Below are 17,282 nucleotides of genomic sequence, written 5' to 3'. Positions count from 1 at the left end.
TCCAGTATCTCCGAGTCAGGCTGTCCGCGAGACGACCTGGGAGGAACAGATGGATTTGCGGCTGTCGGAGAAGCGACCGCTGGTCACGGGGGCCAGCGGCGGGCTCGGCGCGGAGATCGCCGCCGTCCTGGCCGGCGAGGGGGCGGTCGTGCTGGTACACGGCCGCGACGAGGAACGCACGGCGCGGACGGCGGCGAAGGTCGGCGGGGTGGCCGTCATCGGCGACCTCACGACCGACGCCGGGGCCGCCGCCGTCGCCGACCAGGCCGGGGAGGTGGACATCCTGGTCAACAACGCCGGCGCCACGACCCGGCCGCAGGCTGGGCGGACACGGCAGCGGACGCGTGGGCCGAGATGTACAACCTCAACGTGCTCAGCTCGGTGCGCCTGATCCGACACCTTGTACCCGCCATGCGGGCCAAGGGCTGGGGTCGCGTCATCCAGATCAGCAGCGTGACCGGCGAGCTTCCGTCCGCGGCGCAGCCGCACTACGCCGCCTCGAACGCCGCCCGGCTGAGCCTGACCCGGTCGCTGGCCCGGGACCTCAAACACACCGGCGTGACGTCGAACGCGATCGCGGCCGGCGGCATCCTCGTCCCCACCACCCGGGACTACCTGATGGAGCTCGCCCGCACCAACGGCTGGGGCGAGACCTGGGCGGACGTCGAACCGCACCTGCCGCACCGCGCGGGCACCGACGCCGGACGCATCGGCTACCCCCGCGACTACGCCGACCTGGTCGCCTACCTCGCGAGCCCGGTCGCCGACTACCTCACGGGCGCCACGATCCGGATGGACGGCGGCTACTACGACAAGCCCTAGCCCAGCGCCATTCCGGGCTCGTCGTCGGGCAGTTCCTCGGCCGGGCCCGGGATCTTGTAGTTCTCCGTCAGCGTGGTCATCGGGCCCGGCCAGGTCGCCTGGCTCACCTCGATCGCCCGGTGCTTGTCGTCGTAGGCCACGTGCAGCAGGTGCAGGACCGGGGTGTCGCCGCGGATCTGCAGGATCTCCGCCTCGTCGCGGTCCGGCTGGCGGGCGGTGATCACGTCGGACGCGGTGGCGTAGCGGCGGCCGATCGCCTCCTCGGCCTCCTGGTAGAGGGGCCGGCCGAAGCCCTCGAACCGCTCCAGGCTGGTGCCGGCGACGTCCTCGACCCGGAACCAGGCCGCGCCGATCTCGACGGGTACGTCGTCGGTGCGCACGAGGTGCCGGCGGACCAGTAGGGAAGTGTGGTCCGGCACGCCGAACGCGTCCGCGACCTCCGGCGGCGCCGGTGCCCGGCCGACCTCGGTGAGGTGCTGCCGGTACCGGGCCGCCAGGTCCGCGTGGTAGCCGCGGTGGCCGCCGTACCGGCCCCGGCTCAGTCGGTTGAGACGGCGCTTGGTGCCGCGGACGTACGTACCCGATCCGGGTTTGGTGATCAGGACGCCCTCGACCCGGAGCTGGTCGATGCTGCGCTGGAGGGTCTGCTTGGCCACGCCGAACGTCTCGGCCAGGGCCGGGATCGACGGCAGGCGCTCACCGGCCGCCCAGTCACCCCGGCGGATCTGGGCCTTGATCTGCTCGGCTATCTGGCGGTGCGGCACCTCAGCCGCACCCGGGTTGCTCTGCATGACGCGACCTCCCGCTCGGGCGACCCTCCTAGGATGGACCCCCGCAAGCGGGCGGTCGCGCCCGACACGCCGGCTACCAAGAGCCGGCCGTCGGCCCGGCGGATCCGCCGCGGCGGCGGAGGTACTTCTCGAACTCCTGGGCGATCTCGTCGCCGCTGACCGACTGGATGCCGGCGTCGCCGGCGCGTTCCTCCAGCTCACGGACGTACTCGCCGAGCTCCGCGTCCTGCTCGGCGGCCGCCTTGACCCGCTGCTCCCACTCGGCCGACTCCTCGGCCAGGTCGGCCATCGGCACCGGCAGGTCGAGCACCTCTTCGACCCGGTGCAACAGGGCGAGCGTGGCCTTCGGGCACGGCGGGTTGTTGGCGTAGTGGGGCACGTGCACCCAGAACGAGAGCGCCTCGACCTCGGCCTTCTGGCAGGCGTCGTGCAGCACGCCGACGATGCCGGTCGGGCCGTCGTACCGCGTCGGGGTGAGCTGGTAGCGGTCCGCGGCGTCCTTGTCGGACGCGCTGCCGCTGATCGGCAGCGGGCGGGTGAACGGGACGTCGGCGAGCAGGGCGCCGAGCAGCACCACCCGGTTGATCTCCAGGCTGTGGCAGACCTCGAGCACCTGCTCGCAGAAGGTGCGCCAGCGCATGCTGGGCTCGATGCCCCGGATCAGCACGACGTCGCGGTCGGTGCCCTCGGGGCTGGCCACCATGAAGCGGGTGGTCGGCCACTCGATGCGCCGGGTCTCGCCGTCGGCCATGGTGATGGTCGGCCGGCTGACCTGGAAGTCGTAGAAGTCCTCGGGATCGAGCGCCGCGACCTCGCGCGCGCCCCACACCTGCTCGAGGTGTTCGATCGCGGCCGTCGAGGCGTCGGCGGCGTCGTTCCATCCCTCGAACGCCGCGATCGCGACCGGCGAGCGCAACTCGGGCAGTCCATCGAACTCGGTCATGCGACGCCCTCCGTCCACCGTGTCGTGCCGGTCGCCGTGCTGGTCCGTACGTTCACCTCGCCAGCCTACGTGGCCCCGCCAGTGAGGGCTCGGCGGCGCGGCGCCGGTGGGTGACCCGTAGCGACGCCGGTCACATCGGCCAACCGGTTTGGATCATCGCTTCCTACGCGAAACGGACGGACGCACTAGCCTGAGAGGGTGTCGAACTCGTTCCTTGACGCGCTCGCCGGCCGGGTACTGATCGCCGACGGCGCGATGGGCACCATGCTCCAGGCGGCCGATCTGACACTCGACGACTTCGAGGGCCACGAGGGCTGCAACGAGGTGCTCAACGTGACCCGGCCGGAGGTGGTCGGCGGGGTGCACGACGCCTATTTCACCGCAGGTGCTGACTGCGTCGAGACCAACACCTTCGGGGCCAACCTCGGCAACCTGGGGGAGTACGGGATCGAGTCGCGCATCCGTGAGCTGGCGGAGGCCGGTGCCCGGATCGCCCGGAGCTCCGCCGACCGGTTCAGCTCGGTTGATCGCCCTCGGTTCGTGCTCGGGTCCATGGGGCCCGGCACCAAGCTGCCGACGCTGGGGCACGCGGCCTATCGCGATCTGCGCGACGCGTACCAGGAGAACGCCCTCGGGTTGCTGCTCGGCGGCTCCGACGCGTTGATCATCGAGACCTGCCAGGACCTGCTGCAGCTCAAGTCGGCGGTCAACGGCGCGCGCCGGGCGATGACCGACGCGGGGCGCACGGTGCCGATCGTGGCCCATGTGACGGTCGAGACCACCGGGACGATGCTGCTCGGCAGTGAGATCGGCGCCGCGCTGACCGCGATCGAGCCGCTCGGCGTCGACCTGATCGGGCTCAACTGCGCCACCGGGCCGGCGGAGATGACCGAGCACCTGCGGTACCTGGCGCAGCACGCGCGCGTACCCCTGTCGGTGATGCCGAACGCGGGGTTGCCGCAACTGACGTCGGACGGCGCGTACTACCCGTTGACGCCTTTGGAGCTGGCGTCGGCGCTGAGCGATTTTGTGTCTTCCTACGGGGCCGCCCTCGTGGGTGGGTGTTGCGGCACCACGCCTTCGCATATTTCGGCGGTCGTCGACGCGTTGGGGGTCCACCCGGCGCGCGTCGAGCGGGAGCCGGTCGTCGAGCCCGGCGTGTCCTCGATCTACCACCACGTGCCGTTCGCGCAGGACGCTAGCCTGCTCATGGTCGGCGAGCGGACCAACGCCAACGGCTCCAAGGCGTTCCGCGAGGCGATGCTGGCCGGCGACTGGCAGGCCTGTGTGGAGCTGGCCCGCTCGCAGGCTCGGGACGGCTCGCACCTGCTCGACCTGTGCGTCGACTACGTCGGTCGGGACGGCGCGGTCGACATGAAGGAGCTCGCCGGCCGCTTCGCGACCGCTTCCACGCTGCCGATCATGCTCGACTCGACCGAGCCCGCCGTGGTGGAGGCCGGCCTGGAGATGCTCGGCGGTCGGTGCGTGGTCAACTCGGTCAACTTCGAGGACGGCGACGGACCCACCTCGCGGTACGCGCGGGTGATGCCGATCGTGCGGGAGCACGGCGCTGCCGTCGTCGCCCTGTTGATCGACGAGGAGGGCCAGGCGCGGACGGCGGAGTGGAAGGTCCGGGTCGCCCGGCGGCTGATCGACGACCTGACCGGGCGGTGGGGCCTGGCGCGGTCGGACATCCTGATCGACGCGCTGACGTTCCCGATCGCGACGGGCCAGGAGGAGACGCGGCGGGACGGGATCGAGACGATCGAGGCGATCCGGTCCATCGCCTCGCTCTATCCGGGCGTCAACTTCACGCTCGGCATCTCGAACATCTCGTTCGGCCTCAACCCGGCGGCCCGGCAGGTGCTCAACTCGGTGTTCCTGCACGAGTGCGTCTCCGCGGGCCTGACCAGCGCGATCGTGCACGCGAGCAAGATCCTGCCGATGTCGCGGATTCCGGAGTCGCAGCGCTCCGTGGCGCTGGATCTCGTCTATGACCGGCGCCGGCCGGGCTACGACCCCGTGCAGGAGTTCATCGCGCTGTTCGAGGGCGTCGACGTGGCCTCGGCGCGGGCGACCCGGGCGGCGGAGCTCGCGTCGCTGCCGCTGGACGAGCGGCTCAAGCGCCGGATCATCGACGGTGAGCGGGTCGGCCTCGAAGACGATCTTTTGGCGGCGTTGGAGTCACGGTCCGCCCTGGCGATCATCAACGACACGCTGCTCGACGGCATGAAGGTCGTCGGCGAGCTGTTCGGCTCGGGCCAGATGCAGCTGCCGTTCGTGCTCCAGTCGGCCGAGGTGATGAAGGCCGCGGTGGCGCACCTGGAGCCGCACATCGAGAAGTCCGACGACGACCAGGGCAAGGGCCGCATCGTGCTGGCCACGGTCAAGGGCGACGTGCACGACATCGGCAAGAACCTGGTCGACATCATCCTGTCCAACAACGGATACGAGGTCGTCAACATCGGCATCAAGCAACCGATCGCGTCGATCCTGGACGCCGCCGAGTCGCACGACGCGGACGCGATCGGCATGTCGGGGCTGCTGGTCAAGAGCACGGTGGTGATGAAGGAGAACCTGCAGGAGATGCTCTCCCGGGGCGTCGCTTCGCGGTGGCCGGTCCTGCTGGGCGGCGCGGCGCTGACGCGGTCCTATGTGGAGGACGACCTGCGGTCGCTGTACGTCGGCGGCGAGGTGCACTACGCCCGCGACGCCTTCGAGGGACTGTCCTTGATGGACCGTGTGATGACGGCGCGGCGCGGTGGTGCCCCGGTGGTCGACCCCGCGCGGGAGGCGGCCCTGGCGGCGCGCCGGGCCCGGCGGGAACGGCAGCGAGCCCAGGTCTCCGCGGACCTGCCGTCGTTGGCGGACGACTCGGTGCGCTCGGACGTCGCCACCTCCGTGGACATCCCGACCGCGCCGTTCCTGGGCACCCGGGTGGTCAAGGGCTTGCCGCTCGCGTCCTATGCGGCGCTGCTGGACGAGCGCGCGCTGTTCCTCGGCCAGTGGGGCCTGCGCGGCGCCCGCGGCAGCGGCCCGTCCTACGAGGAGCTGGTCGAGACGGAGGGCCGCCCACGGCTGCGCTACTGGCTGGACCGCCTGGCCGCCGACCAGGTCCTGGAGGCGTCGGTGGTCTACGGCTACTTCCCGGCCCGCTCGTCGGGCAACGACCTGGTGGTGTACGCGGCCGACGGCGGGACGGAACTGACCCGCTTCTCGTTCCCGCGCCAACGCCAGGAACGCCGCCTGTGCCTGGCGGACTTCTTCTCGGCCTCCGCTGCGGACGTCGTCGCCCTCCAGCTGGTCACGGTAGGCCAACCGATCAGCGAGTACACGGCGAAACTGTTCGCCCGCAACGAGTACCGGGACTACCTGGAGGTCCACGGCCTGTCGGTGCAGCTGACGGAGGCGCTGGCCGAGTACTGGCACCAACGGATCCGCTCGGAGCTCGTCCTGCCGTCGGGCGACCCGGTGGCCGCCTCGGACCCGCCGACCCTGACGGGCCTGCTACGCACGGAATACCGGGGTTGCCGGTACGCCTTCGGCTACCCGGCGTGCCCGGACCTGGAGGACCGCGCGAAGGTCGTAGACCTGTTGGACGCGGGCCGGATCGGCGTACACCTGTCGGAGGAGTTCCAACTGGTCCCGGAACAGGCCACGGACGCCATCATCGTCCACCACCCGGAAGCCAACTACTTCAACGCCAAGTAGCTGCGAGGTGGTCCCTGACCTGCGGGGGAGAGCGGGCTGTGGGCGGGGCTACTGCGAAGATTTCGCCCTGTCGCAAGCCGCATCCGGCACCAAGATCGACCGCAACCCGGTACCGATCAGGGAAGCGCGCTCGCACGACCGCTGCCCCGCTGCCCCGCAGACCAAGGGACCGGGCTGACCTCGCGTGGTCGTGGGCGGGTGGGAGCGCCCTAGGATCGTTGCTGCGACCTCCCACCCGCCTGTCCGTGGGATAGAAAGCCGGACGCGGAGGTTCGATGAAGTCGGCTTGGCGATCATGGTTCTGGAACATCGTTCTGGTGCTCTGTATGACGGTGTTGGCGGCCACCTTGACCATATCGGCCCTGACGCAGAAGAACTCGCTGGCTGTTGTCGGGATCCTCTTGTTCTCCGCCTGCTTCTGGGCTGGCGCTCTCCGCGCGCCGATGCTCGGGGTGTTCGCCAAGCCGCGCGGAGTCGTGGTGCGCGAGTTCTTGCGTACTACGACGGTCGGGTGGGACGAGATCGACAGGATCGAAATGCCCGCGACCACGCCGGTGATCCTCTGGCGGCAGTCGAACGGTGCGGAAGCAACCCTGGTGCTCAGCGCACTGGGAGGAAGTAGGTCACCGGCCGCTGCTGTGAGAAGGTCAGGTCGATGAATATCTTTGACGGAATCTCCGGCCTGACCGGCTTCAACCCGGACGATTTTCCTGAGGCCCAGGATTTCACGGTCGAACTCGCCGTGTGGGGCACGGACCGGGGGGGGTGGAGTCACTCAACCTGGCCTACGTTGTCTCGTCGCCGGCTACCCGCATTGGTTGGGCTTGGTGGAGCGAACCTGTGGCCAAGATTCGTGCCTGGACCGTTGCGGACATCCCATGCGGCACGATCGAAAAGCCGTATCTCGACATGGACCAGGGATGGGACATCCTGGTCTGGCAGATGGATGGCCACATCTTCGTCGCCGAGGGCGACGGAGAGGGAGACGTGGAACCAGATCAAACCTATACCAGGTGGTTCAAGGTGTCCCGGGAGTTGTACGAGGCGGGCTGGACATCGGCCCTTGACCGATTGCGGGCAATGCCGCAGGTTACATAGGACGCCGTGCCTGCCGAGGCTCGGCTCGCGGCCAGCGCGACGCTTCGGCGTCGCTCACGTGCGAAGGGGCGCGAAATGTTCAAGGCGCCGACGGACTACATCGCCGCCCTGGCGCTGACAGTGTCGATCGTCGCGATTCTCGCTCAACTTCGGGCGGTGCGACGGCAGTTGTTCATCCAGAACTTCGCCGAGCACAACCGGCGCTACAACGAGCTGCTGCGCCGCATGCCCGCCGTTTTTCTGGACCCCCACTTTCGACTCGAGGACCTTGACGAAGCGGCGAGGGAGACGTCGGTCCGGGCTGCCTGGGAGTATTTCGATCTTTGCTTCGAGCAGTGGTATCTGATCGACAATCGGCTGGTGAGCCGCAAGCTCGCGAACGTTTGGGAGTCCGGCACGCGTGCGTCGATGAGTCGACCGGCGTTCGCGCGGCTCTGGTCGGCGGTCCTGACCTTGACCAGTTACCCGCCCGGCTTCGTGAGGTTCATGGACCAGGCTGCCGCGGTTGGCGACGCCCGCGGCCCGGAGCAGGTCAGTTTCGCAACCGATAGCGAAGGACCTTGACGTCCGTGAAGCCGGGATTGAAGATCGAGTCCGGAAAGCGCGGGGCGATCTCTGACTGCCTGCCGTAGACCACGAAGTCCACTCGGCTGTCGACCTGGTGGCTTTTCGACTCTCCCGCCTTGCACAAGGTGGCGAGATGCTCGCAGTTGTTGTTCACATAGCTGTACGCCTTGCTGGTGCGCAGGATCTCCTCCGCGCGCCGACAGGTCTCTTTGCGCTTCAGCGTCTTCCCGTCGTAAACCCGCACCGCCAACGCGCTGTCGGCGATGAACTGTTCGATCGTTGTCTTGCGGACAGTCGCGGTCGCGGCCGTACGCCCGGTGAAATGGATGACCTTGCGCGAGCCGACGTAAATTCCGTGATGCGTGTAGGGCACCACGCCGGCAAATCTCCGCTTGACGACCAGATGATCACCGTGTCGAATCTCGTAGACACTCATGTCGACCTCCTCGCCCGGAGCCGAGTCAAACCAGTAGACCCGCCACGCGGATATCGCGGTAGCGCACGAGTGGACGATTCGCGGAGCCGAAGGCGCTGAACCCACCACCCTTGGCGGCCTCGACCGCCGCTGTGCGGGTCACCGATACTGGCCTGGAGTCGCTATCGTCCGGCGCATGCGCCGCGCCGTTCGTACCCTCGTCGTTCTTGCCTTGCTCGCGACCGGCCTGTCCGGGTGCGGCGACGACGTCGAGCCGCTGCCGGCCCGGGTCGTCGTGTTTCTCGATGACGCGGTCGCCACCGACTTCGCCGGCGTAGAGCAGCGCATCCGGGCGATGCCCGGCGTGACGGGCGTGGTCGCGACCTCGAAGGAGCAGGCGTACGCCGACCACCAGCGGACGTTCGCTGACCTCCCCGAGGTCCTCGCCGGCGCCGCGCCGGAGAATATGCCGGCTTCCTTGGAGGCCACCGTCACCGACCTGTGGCACGCGGAGGCGGTCGCGTTCGCGGTCGGCACGTTTGACGGTGTCGAGCGCTCGATGCTCACCGCGGCCGACGGCGACGTGGCGGCGCAGGAACGGGTGGGCATCATCGTGCCGATGGAGGAGAACCCCACGACCGCCCAGCGAGCCAAGGTCGAGGAGTTCATCCGCTCCCTGCCGGGCTATGACGCGCTCTCGTACGAGACACCGGAGCAGACGCGGGACCGGCTGCGGGAGCGCTGTCGCGACCACGCCGAGCTGGCCGCCGCGTTCGACAAGGTCGAGCTGGCCGACATTCCCGCGTCGTTCCGGTTCCGGCTCGAGCTCGGCCAGAAGGTGCCGCAGATGAAGGATCTGATGAACCTCGACGGCGTGACGCCGTTCTCCTTCGTGCCCGCCGAGCTCGTCAAGGACTGACGGCGTACCCCATGGCCGGGATGACGTCGCCGAGCGCTCGTTCGACGTACTCGCGGGTTGCCGCGTCGAACTGGTCGTCGCGGTTTCGCACCTTCCGCGGCTCGAACGTCGACGGCGTCGCGAAGTCGTCGACGCCGAGTCGCGCGAACAGGGCGCGGCGTTGCGCGGGCCAGTCCGCCGCGAGGTCTTCCGCCTTCACCTCCACGTACCGCCGGTTGTCCAGGTCGGCCGTGGCCTTCCAGGCGAGCCAGCGGTCGTAGACCGGTTCGAGCCAGGCGAGTGCGCCGTCGACCGTGGGCGGCGCCCACACCTGCTCGACGTGTGAGGCGACCACCGCGACCGGGTCACGTTTGATGTGGACGATGGTGGCCTCCGGGACGAGCTCCCAGAGAAAGTCCATGCACAGCAGGTTGAACGGGGTCTTCTCGCACCAGGTCGGCTTGCCCGCGTCGGCCGCGGCCCCGCCGAACATCGTGTCCACCGCGCGCCGCAGGATCTGGATCAGGTCCCGCCGGTCGCGGAAGTACCGCGGCACCACCCGCCGGAGGCTCGCCGGCTCGAACGGCCCGGCGCGCCCGAACTCCGGCAGCGCCTCGTCGAAGGTGGTCGCGACGAGCGCCGGCCACAGCGCAGCCACCGCGTCCCAGTAGTGCCGTTCGCCGACGACGTCGGGCAGGGTGTAGCCGCGGTCGCGGTCACGTCGGCCGACCATCCGCACCGTCAGCAGGTCGCTCAGCCGGCGCAGGGCGTCGCCGGCGGCGATCGGGTCGTACCGGCACGTCAGGGCGTCCGCCAGGTCCCGCAGGCCGCCCGGGTCCGGGATGAACCGGGTCTCGATCGGTATCCGATGGATCAGCGGATGCTGGCCGATGATGTCGGCGAGCTGCGAGGTGCCCGAACGACCCGTACCCGCGACGAAGACCGGTGAAGGAGCGGACATGACGCCGAGCTAAGCCCGGCGCGACAGGGCTCGCAACGCGATTAGCCGAGCCGGTACTCCCAGCCTTCCGGGCACCAGGTGAACTCGGCCGCCACGACGTCCTCGACCGGCCGGCTGTGGACGACGTGCTCCAGCGCCCGGTACGTGGCGAGGTGGCCGATCAGCATCACGCGCCGGCCGTCCCACCGCGACGGCAGGTCGGCGAGCAGGCCGGCGACGCGGCGCACGGCCTGCCGGTGGCTCTCGCCGCCCGGGTACGGCCGGTCGACGTGCTGTGTCCGGCCGGCGCTCAGCTGCGCCCCGGGCGAGCCGTTGAGGGCGCCGAAGTCGCACTCGCGCAGCCGCCAGTCGAGGAGGACCGGGATGTCGCCGGTGGCGAAGGCGATCTCGGCGGTCTCGACCGACCGGCGCAGGTCCGAGCAGAAGACCGCGGCGATGCCGTCGGCACGCCGCCGCCGGCCCATTGCGGCCGCGTTGTCGCGCCCCCGCGCGGACAACCCGGCCGGGCAACCATCCCGTCGCCACACCGTTCTCGTTGTCTTCCGTCAGGGCGTGCGTCTCGAAAACGATCTCCACGGACATTTGGCGAGGGTACGAGAGGCGCTAGAGAAGCCGGCGCACCAACGCGCTGACCGCCAGAATCGGCGCGAGCAGGAGGGCGCCGACGCCGATCGCGCGCACGCCCGCCGTGAGACCGCCGGTGATGCCCGCGCTGACCAGTCTCGGATAACCGGCGATCGCCACGAACGCGATCGCCAGCGCCGCTGCCGCGAGGAGCAACAGCCCGCGTACCGCCCGGTGCTTCTCCATGGTCCACATCCTTGCTTACCAGCCACCTGCGCGACCAGACCTTGGCGCTCGCCGGCGGGGGTCCGGCACTGGCCTGGTCGCGCAGGCGGCAGCTTTCTCAGGCCGCCCAGTCCGGGCCGAGCACGCCCGACAGGTCGGCGCGCGCGAACAGCCGGCTCCGCGACGCCTCGATCAGCGAGCGGGCCTGGTCCAGCAGCGGGCCGACCAGCCGCCCGGAACGCTTGACCACCACGCCGTCCACCAGCACGGTGTCCACATCAGACGCGCCCGCGTTGAGCACGATCGTGGTCACCGGGTCGTTCAGCGGCGCCAGGTGCGGCTGGGTCACGTCGACCAGGATGATGTCGGCGCGCTTGCCCGGCCGCAGCGTGCCGATCCGGTCCTGCATGCCCCACGCCGCCGCTCCGCCGGCCGTCGCGAAGCGCAGCACGTCGCGCTGGTCCAGGTCCACGGTGGCCGGTGGCTCGTCGCGGGCCAGGGCGGCCGCGTTGGCCCGGGCCCGCTCCGCGGCCAGGGCGAGGCGCATCTCGCTGAACAGGTCCGCGCCCGAGCCGGCCACGGTGTCGGTGCCGAACGACGGGACCAGGCCGTGTTCGAGGGCCCGCCCGACGAGCGGGAAGGTGCCCATCGCCATCGTCATGTCGATCGTCGGGCACGGGGTCACCGCGCCGCCGGTCGCCGCGATCCGGGTCAGGTCGTCGTCGCTGAACTGGGCGCCGTGGGCGTGGTGCACGTCGGGGCCGAGCTGGCCCAACTCGGAGAGCGTGTCGATGGTGCGGTACTTGAGCAGGTAGCCGGGGATGCCCGAGTGGATGCTGATCGGCACGTCGAGCTCGCGGGCCAGCCGGAAGTCGTACTCCGTCGTCGCAGGGGTGGCGAACTCCGGGCCGCGCAGGGCCAGGCCCATGGTGACCCGCGCGCTGTCGTCGGCGAGCTCAGCACGCATTCGGCGTACGTCGGACGGGTGTCGCTCCGTGCTCTCGTGGAACCAGCGCATCACGCCCTGGCCGACCGGCGGTCCATAGAGGAACACCGCCCGGATGCCCGAGTCCCGCAGTGCGCGCACATTCTCGTCAGCGTGCGAGGGTGTCGTGACGATGTGCGACCAGTCGGCGACCGTGGTGACGCCGGAGTGCAGTGCCTTCAGCGCGCCCCACAGCACGCCCGCATAAACATCCTCGGGCGAGTACTTGTCGAGCAGCCCGGCCAGCACGACGCCGAAGTAGCCGCCGAGCGAGACCTTCCCGCCCGCCCCGCCGATGGCGCCCTGCCAGACGTGGCGGTGCGAGTCGACGAGGCCGGGCAGCGCCACCTTGCCGGCGGCGTCGATGACCGTCGCGCCGGGCGGCACCTCCAGGTCGGGGCCGATCGCGGTGATGACGCCGCCGTCAACGCGGAGGTCCGCGTGGCGCAGGTCGCCGAGCTCGTCGTCCATGGTGACGACGTGCGCGTCGCGGATGATGGTGGTGGTGGTCAACTCAGCTCCATAACGGGTTCGGGACGGAGGCGGACGGTGCCGACCGCGACCAGCGCGGCGACGGCGATCACGGCGAAGCCGGCCATGGCGACGCGGGTGCCGGTGAGCTGGCTGGCGGCGCCGAGCCCGATCACGGGGACGGTCAGGCCGGCGTAGCTGGTCACGAACAGCGACGCGAGCGTGCCGGCCCGGCGCTCGGGCGGGCTGAGCTGCACCACGGTGGTCAGGCACGCCCGGAAGAGCAGCCCGGCGCCGGCGCCGGTGAGCGCGCCGCCGAGGACGAACAGGGCGAGCGAGCCGGCCCACACACCGCCGACGACGAGGGCGAGCCCGACCGGCATGCCGACGAGGACCGCGGTCATCGCCTGGCGGGGCGGGAGCCGGCGCAACCCGATCTGCGCGACGGCGGCCGCCCCGAGCCCGACGAAGGCGACGAGTCCGGCCAGGGCGTGCGAGCGGTGGCCCAGGGTGCCCGCCACGAACGACGGGCTGAGCGCGGCGAACAGGCCGAACATCGCGAACGCGACGAGGCCGCCGAGGCAGGAGGCGAGGAACTGCTCGCGTCGGTGCGGTGCGACGGCCAGCGGGCGGGCGGCCGGCCCGCCGGTCGGCGTCGCGGTCTCGGGCACCAGCGCGAGCAGCACCGCCGACAGCGCGAGCACAAGACCGATCGCCACGTACGGCAGGTGCAGCGGCGCCGGAGCCCATTCGGCGAGGACGCCGGACAGCAGCGGGCCGAGCGCGAGGCCGCCGAGGTTGGCCGCGGTGGCGACGACCTCGGCGTGCCGCTGGTCGCCCTGCGGCGCGGCCCGGCGGCGCAGCTCGATCAGGAAGGCGGTCGCGGGACCCGAGAGCAGGCCGACGGACAGCCCGGAGAGCACCCGGCCGGCCAGGATGGCGGGCAGTGCCGGGGAGGCCAGGAAGACGGCGCAGGCGACGAGTTGCACGGCGAGCGCCGCGCCGAGGATCGTGCGCCGGCGCAGCCGCTCGGCGTGGGCGCCCGCGAACAGCAGGCCACTGATCACGCCGATGACGTACACAGCGAAAACAACGCTGATCATGGTCGTGCCGAAATGGTCCCGGCGCTGGTAGAGGACGTAGAGCGGCGTCGGCACGGAACCGGCTGCCATGGTCGCGGCGTAGGCGCCGGCGACGAGCGCGAAGCCGGCGCGATGGGTGGTGCTGGGCATGAAACCGAGTCTGATCCGAAGATCCATCGGGGCCCAATATCAAGTTTGGATATCTCTATCGGATCTTGGAATGATGGTCGGGTGGACATCCGCAAGCTCGAGGTCTTCGTCGCCGTCGCCGAGGAGGGCGGCTTCACCCGCGCGGCCGAGCGGCTGCGCACCGCCCAGTCCGGCGTCTCGACCGCGATCCGGGCGCTGGAGCGCGAGCTCGGGGCGACCCTGCTGGACCGCACCACCCAGCACGTCGAGCTCACCGAGGCCGGCCGCGCCCTGCTGCCCGAGGCGCTGGGCATCCTGGCCGCGGTCGAGGCCGCGCGGGAGACGGTCACCCAGGTCGGCCAGGGCCTGCGCGGCCGGCTGCGGCTGGGCATTCTCTACGGCCTGACCCCCAGCGGCGTACGCGAGGCGCTGGCCACGTTCCGCGCCGACCTGCCCGGTGTGGAGATCTGGCTGACCGCACCGGGCCCGCGCGGGACGCTCGACCACCTGGACAGCCTCCGCGACGGCGCGCTCGACCTGGCCGTCGTGCTGACCCAGGGCCCGCTGCCGGGCTTCGACCAGCAGGTGCTGGCCACCGACGAGGTGGTGCTGGCCTGCCCCGCCGACCACCGACTGGCCTTTTCCGGCCGGGAATCTGTCGACCTGGCCGACCTCGCCGACGAGGCGTTCATCGAGTTCCCGCCCGGCTGGGGTGTCCGCAGTGCCGTCGACCGGGCCTACGTCGCCGCCGGCCTCACCCGGCGGACCACCGTGCAGATGAACGACCTGGCGACGATCCTCGACCTGGTCCGGCTCGGCCTCGGCCTGGCGTTCATGCCACGCTCGATCATCGAGCAGGCCGACGACCTGCGCTTCCTCGAGCTGGGCGGCCAGCCGCCGAGCTACCGCATCGTGATCGCGACCGTCGCCGGCCGGCCGCTGGGCCCGGTCGCCCGCCACTTCCTGCGGATCGCCCGGTCGACCCTCACGCCGTCCACGGGCGCAGCTTCTCGGGGTTGAGCACCGCCCAGATGCGGGTGATCCGGTCGTCGGCGACGTCGAACGCCATCACCATGACGGTCCGGCCGTCCTGCACCCCCATCAGGCCGGGCTGGCCGTTGACCGTGCTCTCGACCAGGGTGAACTCGGTCGTCGCCCGCGCGGCCAGGCCGACCATGTAGCGCGCCACCTCCGCGCCACCCACGATCGGCTGCGCCGCGGCGTTGACGATCCCGCCACCGTCGCCGGTCGCCGTGGCGTCGGGGTCGAGCAGCCCGACGAGCGCCGCGATGTCCTGGGCCTGCCAGGCTTGCTTGAAGTCACGCACGAGTCCGGCGCGCCGGGTGTCCGGGGTTCCGTTGATCTCGGCGCGCGACCCGGCGACCCGCTTGCGGGCCGAGGAGGCCAACTGCCGACAGGCGGCGGGGGTACGCCCGACGATCTCGGCCACCTCGCCGAACGGATAGCGGAAGACGTCGTGGAGCACGAACGCGACCCGCTCGGCCGGCGTCATCGAGTCGAGCACGACGAGGAAGGCCATGCTGACGGACTCGTCGAGGGTGATCCGGTCGGCCGGGTCGGCGCTGCTCATCCGGCCGTCCTCGGGCAGCGGCTCCGGGATCCACTCGCCGACGTAGCGCTCCCGCCGCACCCGGGCCGACCGGAGCTGGTCGAGGCAGATCCGGCTCGCCACCGTGGTCAGCCAGGCCCCGGGTGACTCGACTGCCTCCTGTTGCGCGCGGGACAGGGCGTACCAGCGGGTATAGGTCTCCTGCACCGCGTCCTCGGCGTCGGCCAGGGAGCCCAGCAGCCGGTACGCGACATTGATCAGTTGCCGCCGCTCACTCATGATCTCGCTGAGGTCCGCCATCGTGGTCTCCCTTCCTCTACCGGGTCCGACGAGGCAGCGGGGCGAAACGTCAGGCCTGACATCCCGCCGGCCCACCTCGTCGGACAGGCATGACTGATTTCCACGCTATCGCCGACCGGGTCGAGATCGACGCGCTGCGGGCCGAATACACGGACGCCGGGCTGATGCGCGACTACGACCGCTTCGCCGCACTGTTCACATCGGACGGTGTGATGCGCATCCCGGACGCCGGCGTCGAGCTGGTCGGCCGGGCCGCCCTCCGCGAGGGCATCGAGCGGCTGCAGGGGCACTGGGAGTTCTTCCTCCAGCACACCCACGCCGGCGCGGTTGTCGTGGACGGCGACACCGCGACGGGCCGCGCGCACATGCACGAGCTCGGCCGCTTCCGCGACGGCACGTCACACGTGAACTACGCGATCTACCACGACCGCTACACGCGTACGCCCGACGGATGGCGGTTCGCGGAGCGCACGTACGAGATCCGCTACCACGACGCCACGCCGCTGGCGGGCACGACAGGCGCGTTCTACCTGGCGGCGGCCGGCTGATCGGGCCACTGGACGGCGTACGCCGGGTCCGCCCCGGTCGTGGTGCGGGCGAACCGCAACAGCTCACGGACGATGCCCGCGTTGCCCATCGCCCACCCGACCTCGGGTGCGAGCGTGCCCGGCGCCACGCGGTGTTCGTAGTTGGACCAGCGCACCCCGTCCGCGTCGACCGTGGCCCGCTCGCCGAGGTCGCCGACGAGCACCTGGGCGAAGTGCGCGCCCGCTTCGTGCCGGTCGCACGCGAGCGCCAGCACGCCGGCCGTTCCGCAGCAACGGCCGTTGTTGTCCCAGAAGCCGGGCCGCACGCGCCGGGGCAGGCCGCTGTGGGTCACGGTGTGCCAGCACCGGTCGACCAGCGCGGCCCAGGCAGCGTCCCCGGTCAAGGCACCGAGCAACCGGAAGACCTGGGCGTCACCGGCGGGGCCGTTGCACCAGCCGTAGCTGTAGCGCTCGATCAGCTCGGGCCGGTGCGGCGGGTCGGAATGCGGGACGAGAAAACCGTCGGGCCCCGCCTCGTCCCTCGCCACGACGTCGGCCGCGCCGGCCAGCGCCAGATCCATCAGGTCGTCGCGCCCGGCGGCGGCACCTACGGCGGCCAGAGCGTACACGATGCCCAGCGTTCCGTGCGCGATGTGATGCGACCGCGCGGGACCGGGGCGAACCGCCCAGTTGACGCCGCCGGGAGTCGGGTCGGCTTCGTCGAGGTACGGCTCGACCGCGTGGACGGCCAGCTCCAGGTCGCCGACGTGCAGGGCGCCCAGCGCGATGCCGGCGTTGCCGAAGAGCAGCTCGAACATCTCGCCCCAGCGCCGCCCGTCGAATCGCGTACGCACGAGGTCCATCGCCCGGTCCGCCGCGCGACCCGCCGCCTCGTCGCCGAGCAGCCGGTGCGCCGCCCGCAGCGCGACCGCCATGCCGGCGAGGCCGAAGTACAACGAGCAGTTCTCCTCGTGGTCGACAGCCGCGGCCAAGCCGGCCGCACCGCGCAGGGCCGCGTCGCCGTACCGGTCGTCCTGGAAATGGTGTTGACCTTCCAGCAGGGCGAGCACGACCCCGGCGCCGCCGCTGTAGAGCGTGTGGTCGGGTTCGACGCGCGCCGACCCGATCAGCCAGTCCAGTGCGCCCGCGGCCAACTCCTCGGCCGCCTCGCCCGATCGGCGGTAACCGTCGACACCCACCCGCCCATCACACCAGATCGACAT

17 protein-coding genes and 1 pseudogene are annotated in these 17,282 nt (G+C 70.9%); 8 read left to right on the top strand and 10 right to left on the bottom strand.

The annotated features are described in order from the left end of the window. Positions 1–49: 49 nt before the first annotated feature. A pseudogene (locus CHC05_RS42690) lies at positions 50–822 on the top strand (SDR family NAD(P)-dependent oxidoreductase). Here CHC05_RS42690 and CHC05_RS24855 read toward each other — a convergent pair. Both CHC05_RS24855 and CHC05_RS24850 read right to left on the bottom strand, forming a co-directional pair. Next, positions 819–1,613 carry a GntR family transcriptional regulator gene (locus tag CHC05_RS24855; protein ID WP_089252938.1) on the bottom strand — a complete coding sequence of 265 codons (795 nt, stop codon included), beginning with the start codon at positions 1,611–1,613 and terminating at the stop codon, positions 819–821. The pseudogene CHC05_RS42690 and the gene CHC05_RS24855 sit on opposite strands and share 4 nt — an antisense overlap. A gap of 73 nt (positions 1,614–1,686) precedes the next feature. Next, on the bottom strand, positions 1,687–2,556 hold the full coding sequence (locus tag CHC05_RS24850) for a PAC2 family protein (RefSeq protein ID WP_089252936.1): 870 nt from the start codon (positions 2,554–2,556) through the stop codon (positions 1,687–1,689). Between the two features lie 198 nt (positions 2,557–2,754). Between CHC05_RS24850 and metH the strand changes: the two genes are divergently transcribed. From metH to CHC05_RS24830, 4 genes are all read left to right on the top strand, one after another. Further along, positions 2,755–6,267 carry a methionine synthase gene (metH, locus tag CHC05_RS24845; protein ID WP_089252934.1) on the top strand — a complete coding sequence of 1,171 codons (3,513 nt, stop codon included), beginning with the start codon at positions 2,755–2,757 and terminating at the stop codon, positions 6,265–6,267. A gap of 275 nt (positions 6,268–6,542) precedes the next feature. Then, on the top strand, positions 6,543–6,926 hold the full coding sequence (locus CHC05_RS24840) for a PH domain-containing protein (RefSeq protein WP_089252932.1): 384 nt from the start codon (positions 6,543–6,545) through the stop codon (positions 6,924–6,926). A 181-nt stretch (positions 6,927–7,107) separates the two neighbouring features. After that, the gene (locus CHC05_RS24835; protein ID WP_089252930.1) at positions 7,108–7,365 is read left to right on the top strand and encodes a hypothetical protein; all 258 of its coding nucleotides are present in this window, start codon (positions 7,108–7,110) and stop codon (positions 7,363–7,365) included. Between the two features lie 75 nt (positions 7,366–7,440). Beyond that, positions 7,441–7,929 carry a hypothetical protein gene (locus CHC05_RS24830; RefSeq protein ID WP_089252928.1) on the top strand — a complete coding sequence of 163 codons (489 nt, stop codon included), beginning with the start codon at positions 7,441–7,443 and terminating at the stop codon, positions 7,927–7,929. Here CHC05_RS24830 and CHC05_RS24825 read toward each other — a convergent pair. Beyond that, complete coding sequence (locus CHC05_RS24825) at positions 7,898–8,368, bottom strand: lecithin retinol acyltransferase family protein (protein ID WP_089252926.1); 471 nt, start codon at positions 8,366–8,368, stop codon at positions 7,898–7,900. The genes CHC05_RS24830 and CHC05_RS24825 overlap by 32 nt on opposite strands. A gap of 175 nt (positions 8,369–8,543) precedes the next feature. Between CHC05_RS24825 and CHC05_RS24820 the strand changes: the two genes are divergently transcribed. After that, positions 8,544–9,266 (top strand): permease-like cell division protein FtsX, encoded by a 723-nt coding sequence (locus tag CHC05_RS24820; RefSeq protein WP_144022752.1) that lies wholly within the window; start codon positions 8,544–8,546, stop codon positions 9,264–9,266. Here the strand turns inward: CHC05_RS24820 and CHC05_RS24815 are convergent. The 5 genes from CHC05_RS24815 to CHC05_RS24795 all read right to left on the bottom strand — a co-directional run bounded on the left by CHC05_RS24815 (position 9,256) and on the right by CHC05_RS24795 (position 13,683). Beyond that, a complete protein-coding gene (locus CHC05_RS24815; protein WP_245871200.1) occupies positions 9,256–10,206 on the bottom strand; it encodes a sulfotransferase family protein in 951 nt (316 codons plus the stop codon). The genes CHC05_RS24820 and CHC05_RS24815 overlap by 11 nt on opposite strands. A 41-nt stretch (positions 10,207–10,247) precedes the next feature. Next, positions 10,248–10,670, bottom strand: coding sequence for a histidine phosphatase family protein (locus tag CHC05_RS24810; RefSeq protein WP_245871199.1), 423 nt, complete (start codon positions 10,668–10,670; stop codon positions 10,248–10,250). A gap of 139 nt (positions 10,671–10,809) precedes the next feature. Beyond that, positions 10,810–11,016: a hypothetical protein gene (locus tag CHC05_RS24805; protein ID WP_089252922.1), complete on the bottom strand. Its 207-nt coding sequence runs from the start codon at positions 11,014–11,016 to the stop codon at positions 10,810–10,812. Positions 11,017–11,113: 97 nt separating this feature from the next. Then, complete coding sequence (locus CHC05_RS24800; protein ID WP_089252920.1) at positions 11,114–12,493, bottom strand: amidohydrolase family protein; 1,380 nt, start codon at positions 12,491–12,493, stop codon at positions 11,114–11,116. Continuing rightward, positions 12,490–13,683, bottom strand: a complete 1,194-nt coding sequence (locus CHC05_RS24795; RefSeq protein ID WP_179266354.1) for an MFS transporter — start codon at positions 13,681–13,683, stop codon at positions 12,490–12,492. Before CHC05_RS24795 ends, CHC05_RS24800 begins: the two co-directional genes overlap by 4 nt. 81 nt (positions 13,684–13,764) lie before the next feature. Here CHC05_RS24795 and CHC05_RS24790 point away from each other — a divergent pair, with 81 nt between their 5' ends. Continuing rightward, positions 13,765–14,682 (top strand): LysR family transcriptional regulator, encoded by a 918-nt coding sequence (locus tag CHC05_RS24790; RefSeq protein ID WP_218824671.1) that lies wholly within the window; start codon positions 13,765–13,767, stop codon positions 14,680–14,682. Here CHC05_RS24790 and sigJ read toward each other — a convergent pair. Continuing rightward, on the bottom strand, positions 14,648–15,532 hold the full coding sequence (sigJ, locus tag CHC05_RS24785; protein WP_089252916.1) for an RNA polymerase sigma factor SigJ: 885 nt from the start codon (positions 15,530–15,532) through the stop codon (positions 14,648–14,650). The genes CHC05_RS24790 and sigJ overlap by 35 nt on opposite strands. Before the next feature lie 89 nt (positions 15,533–15,621). Here sigJ and CHC05_RS24780 point away from each other — a divergent pair, with 89 nt between their 5' ends. Beyond that, entirely contained in the window at positions 15,622–16,080 is a 459-nt protein-coding gene (locus tag CHC05_RS24780) for a nuclear transport factor 2 family protein (RefSeq protein WP_089252914.1), read from the top strand. Here CHC05_RS24780 and CHC05_RS24775 read toward each other — a convergent pair. Further along, positions 16,059–17,258: a lanthionine synthetase LanC family protein gene (locus CHC05_RS24775; protein ID WP_218824670.1), complete on the bottom strand. Its 1,200-nt coding sequence runs from the start codon at positions 17,256–17,258 to the stop codon at positions 16,059–16,061. The genes CHC05_RS24780 and CHC05_RS24775 overlap by 22 nt on opposite strands. Positions 17,259–17,282: the final 24 nt, after the last annotated feature.

The sequence above is a fragment of the Asanoa hainanensis genome (genome assembly GCF_900188485.1).
Classification (GTDB): domain Bacteria; phylum Actinomycetota; class Actinomycetes; order Mycobacteriales; family Micromonosporaceae; genus Asanoa; species Asanoa hainanensis.
The sequence above is the reverse complement of the archived record's forward strand: the minus strand, read 5'-3'. Positions and strand labels throughout refer to the sequence as shown.

Bases quoted from the DNA above. Each gene is read 5' to 3' on its own strand.
- CHC05_RS24855 (WP_089252938.1), bottom strand. From the start codon at position 1,613: ATGCAGAGCAACCCGGGTGCGGCTGAGGTGCCGCACCGCCAGATAGCC.
- CHC05_RS24850 (WP_089252936.1), bottom strand. From the start codon at position 2,556: ATGACCGAGTTCGATGGACTGCCCGAGTTGCGCTCGCCGGTCGCGATC.
- CHC05_RS24840 (WP_089252932.1), top strand. From the start codon at position 6,543: ATGAAGTCGGCTTGGCGATCATGGTTCTGGAACATCGTTCTGGTGCTC.
- CHC05_RS24830 (WP_089252928.1), top strand. From the start codon at position 7,441: ATGTTCAAGGCGCCGACGGACTACATCGCCGCCCTGGCGCTGACAGTG.
- CHC05_RS24825 (WP_089252926.1), bottom strand. From the start codon at position 8,368: ATGAGTGTCTACGAGATTCGACACGGTGATCATCTGGTCGTCAAGCGG.
- CHC05_RS24820 (WP_144022752.1), top strand. From the start codon at position 8,544: ATGCGCCGCGCCGTTCGTACCCTCGTCGTTCTTGCCTTGCTCGCGACC.
- CHC05_RS24815 (WP_245871200.1), bottom strand. From the start codon at position 10,206: ATGTCCGCTCCTTCACCGGTCTTCGTCGCGGGTACGGGTCGTTCGGGC.
- CHC05_RS24810 (WP_245871199.1), bottom strand. From the start codon at position 10,670: ATGGGCCGGCGGCGGCGTGCCGACGGCATCGCCGCGGTCTTCTGCTCG.
- CHC05_RS24805 (WP_089252922.1), bottom strand. From the start codon at position 11,016: ATGGAGAAGCACCGGGCGGTACGCGGGCTGTTGCTCCTCGCGGCAGCG.
- CHC05_RS24795 (WP_179266354.1), bottom strand. From the start codon at position 13,683: ATGCCCAGCACCACCCATCGCGCCGGCTTCGCGCTCGTCGCCGGCGCC.
- sigJ (WP_089252916.1), bottom strand. From the start codon at position 15,532: ATGGCGGACCTCAGCGAGATCATGAGTGAGCGGCGGCAACTGATCAAT.
- CHC05_RS24780 (WP_089252914.1), top strand. From the start codon at position 15,622: ATGACTGATTTCCACGCTATCGCCGACCGGGTCGAGATCGACGCGCTG.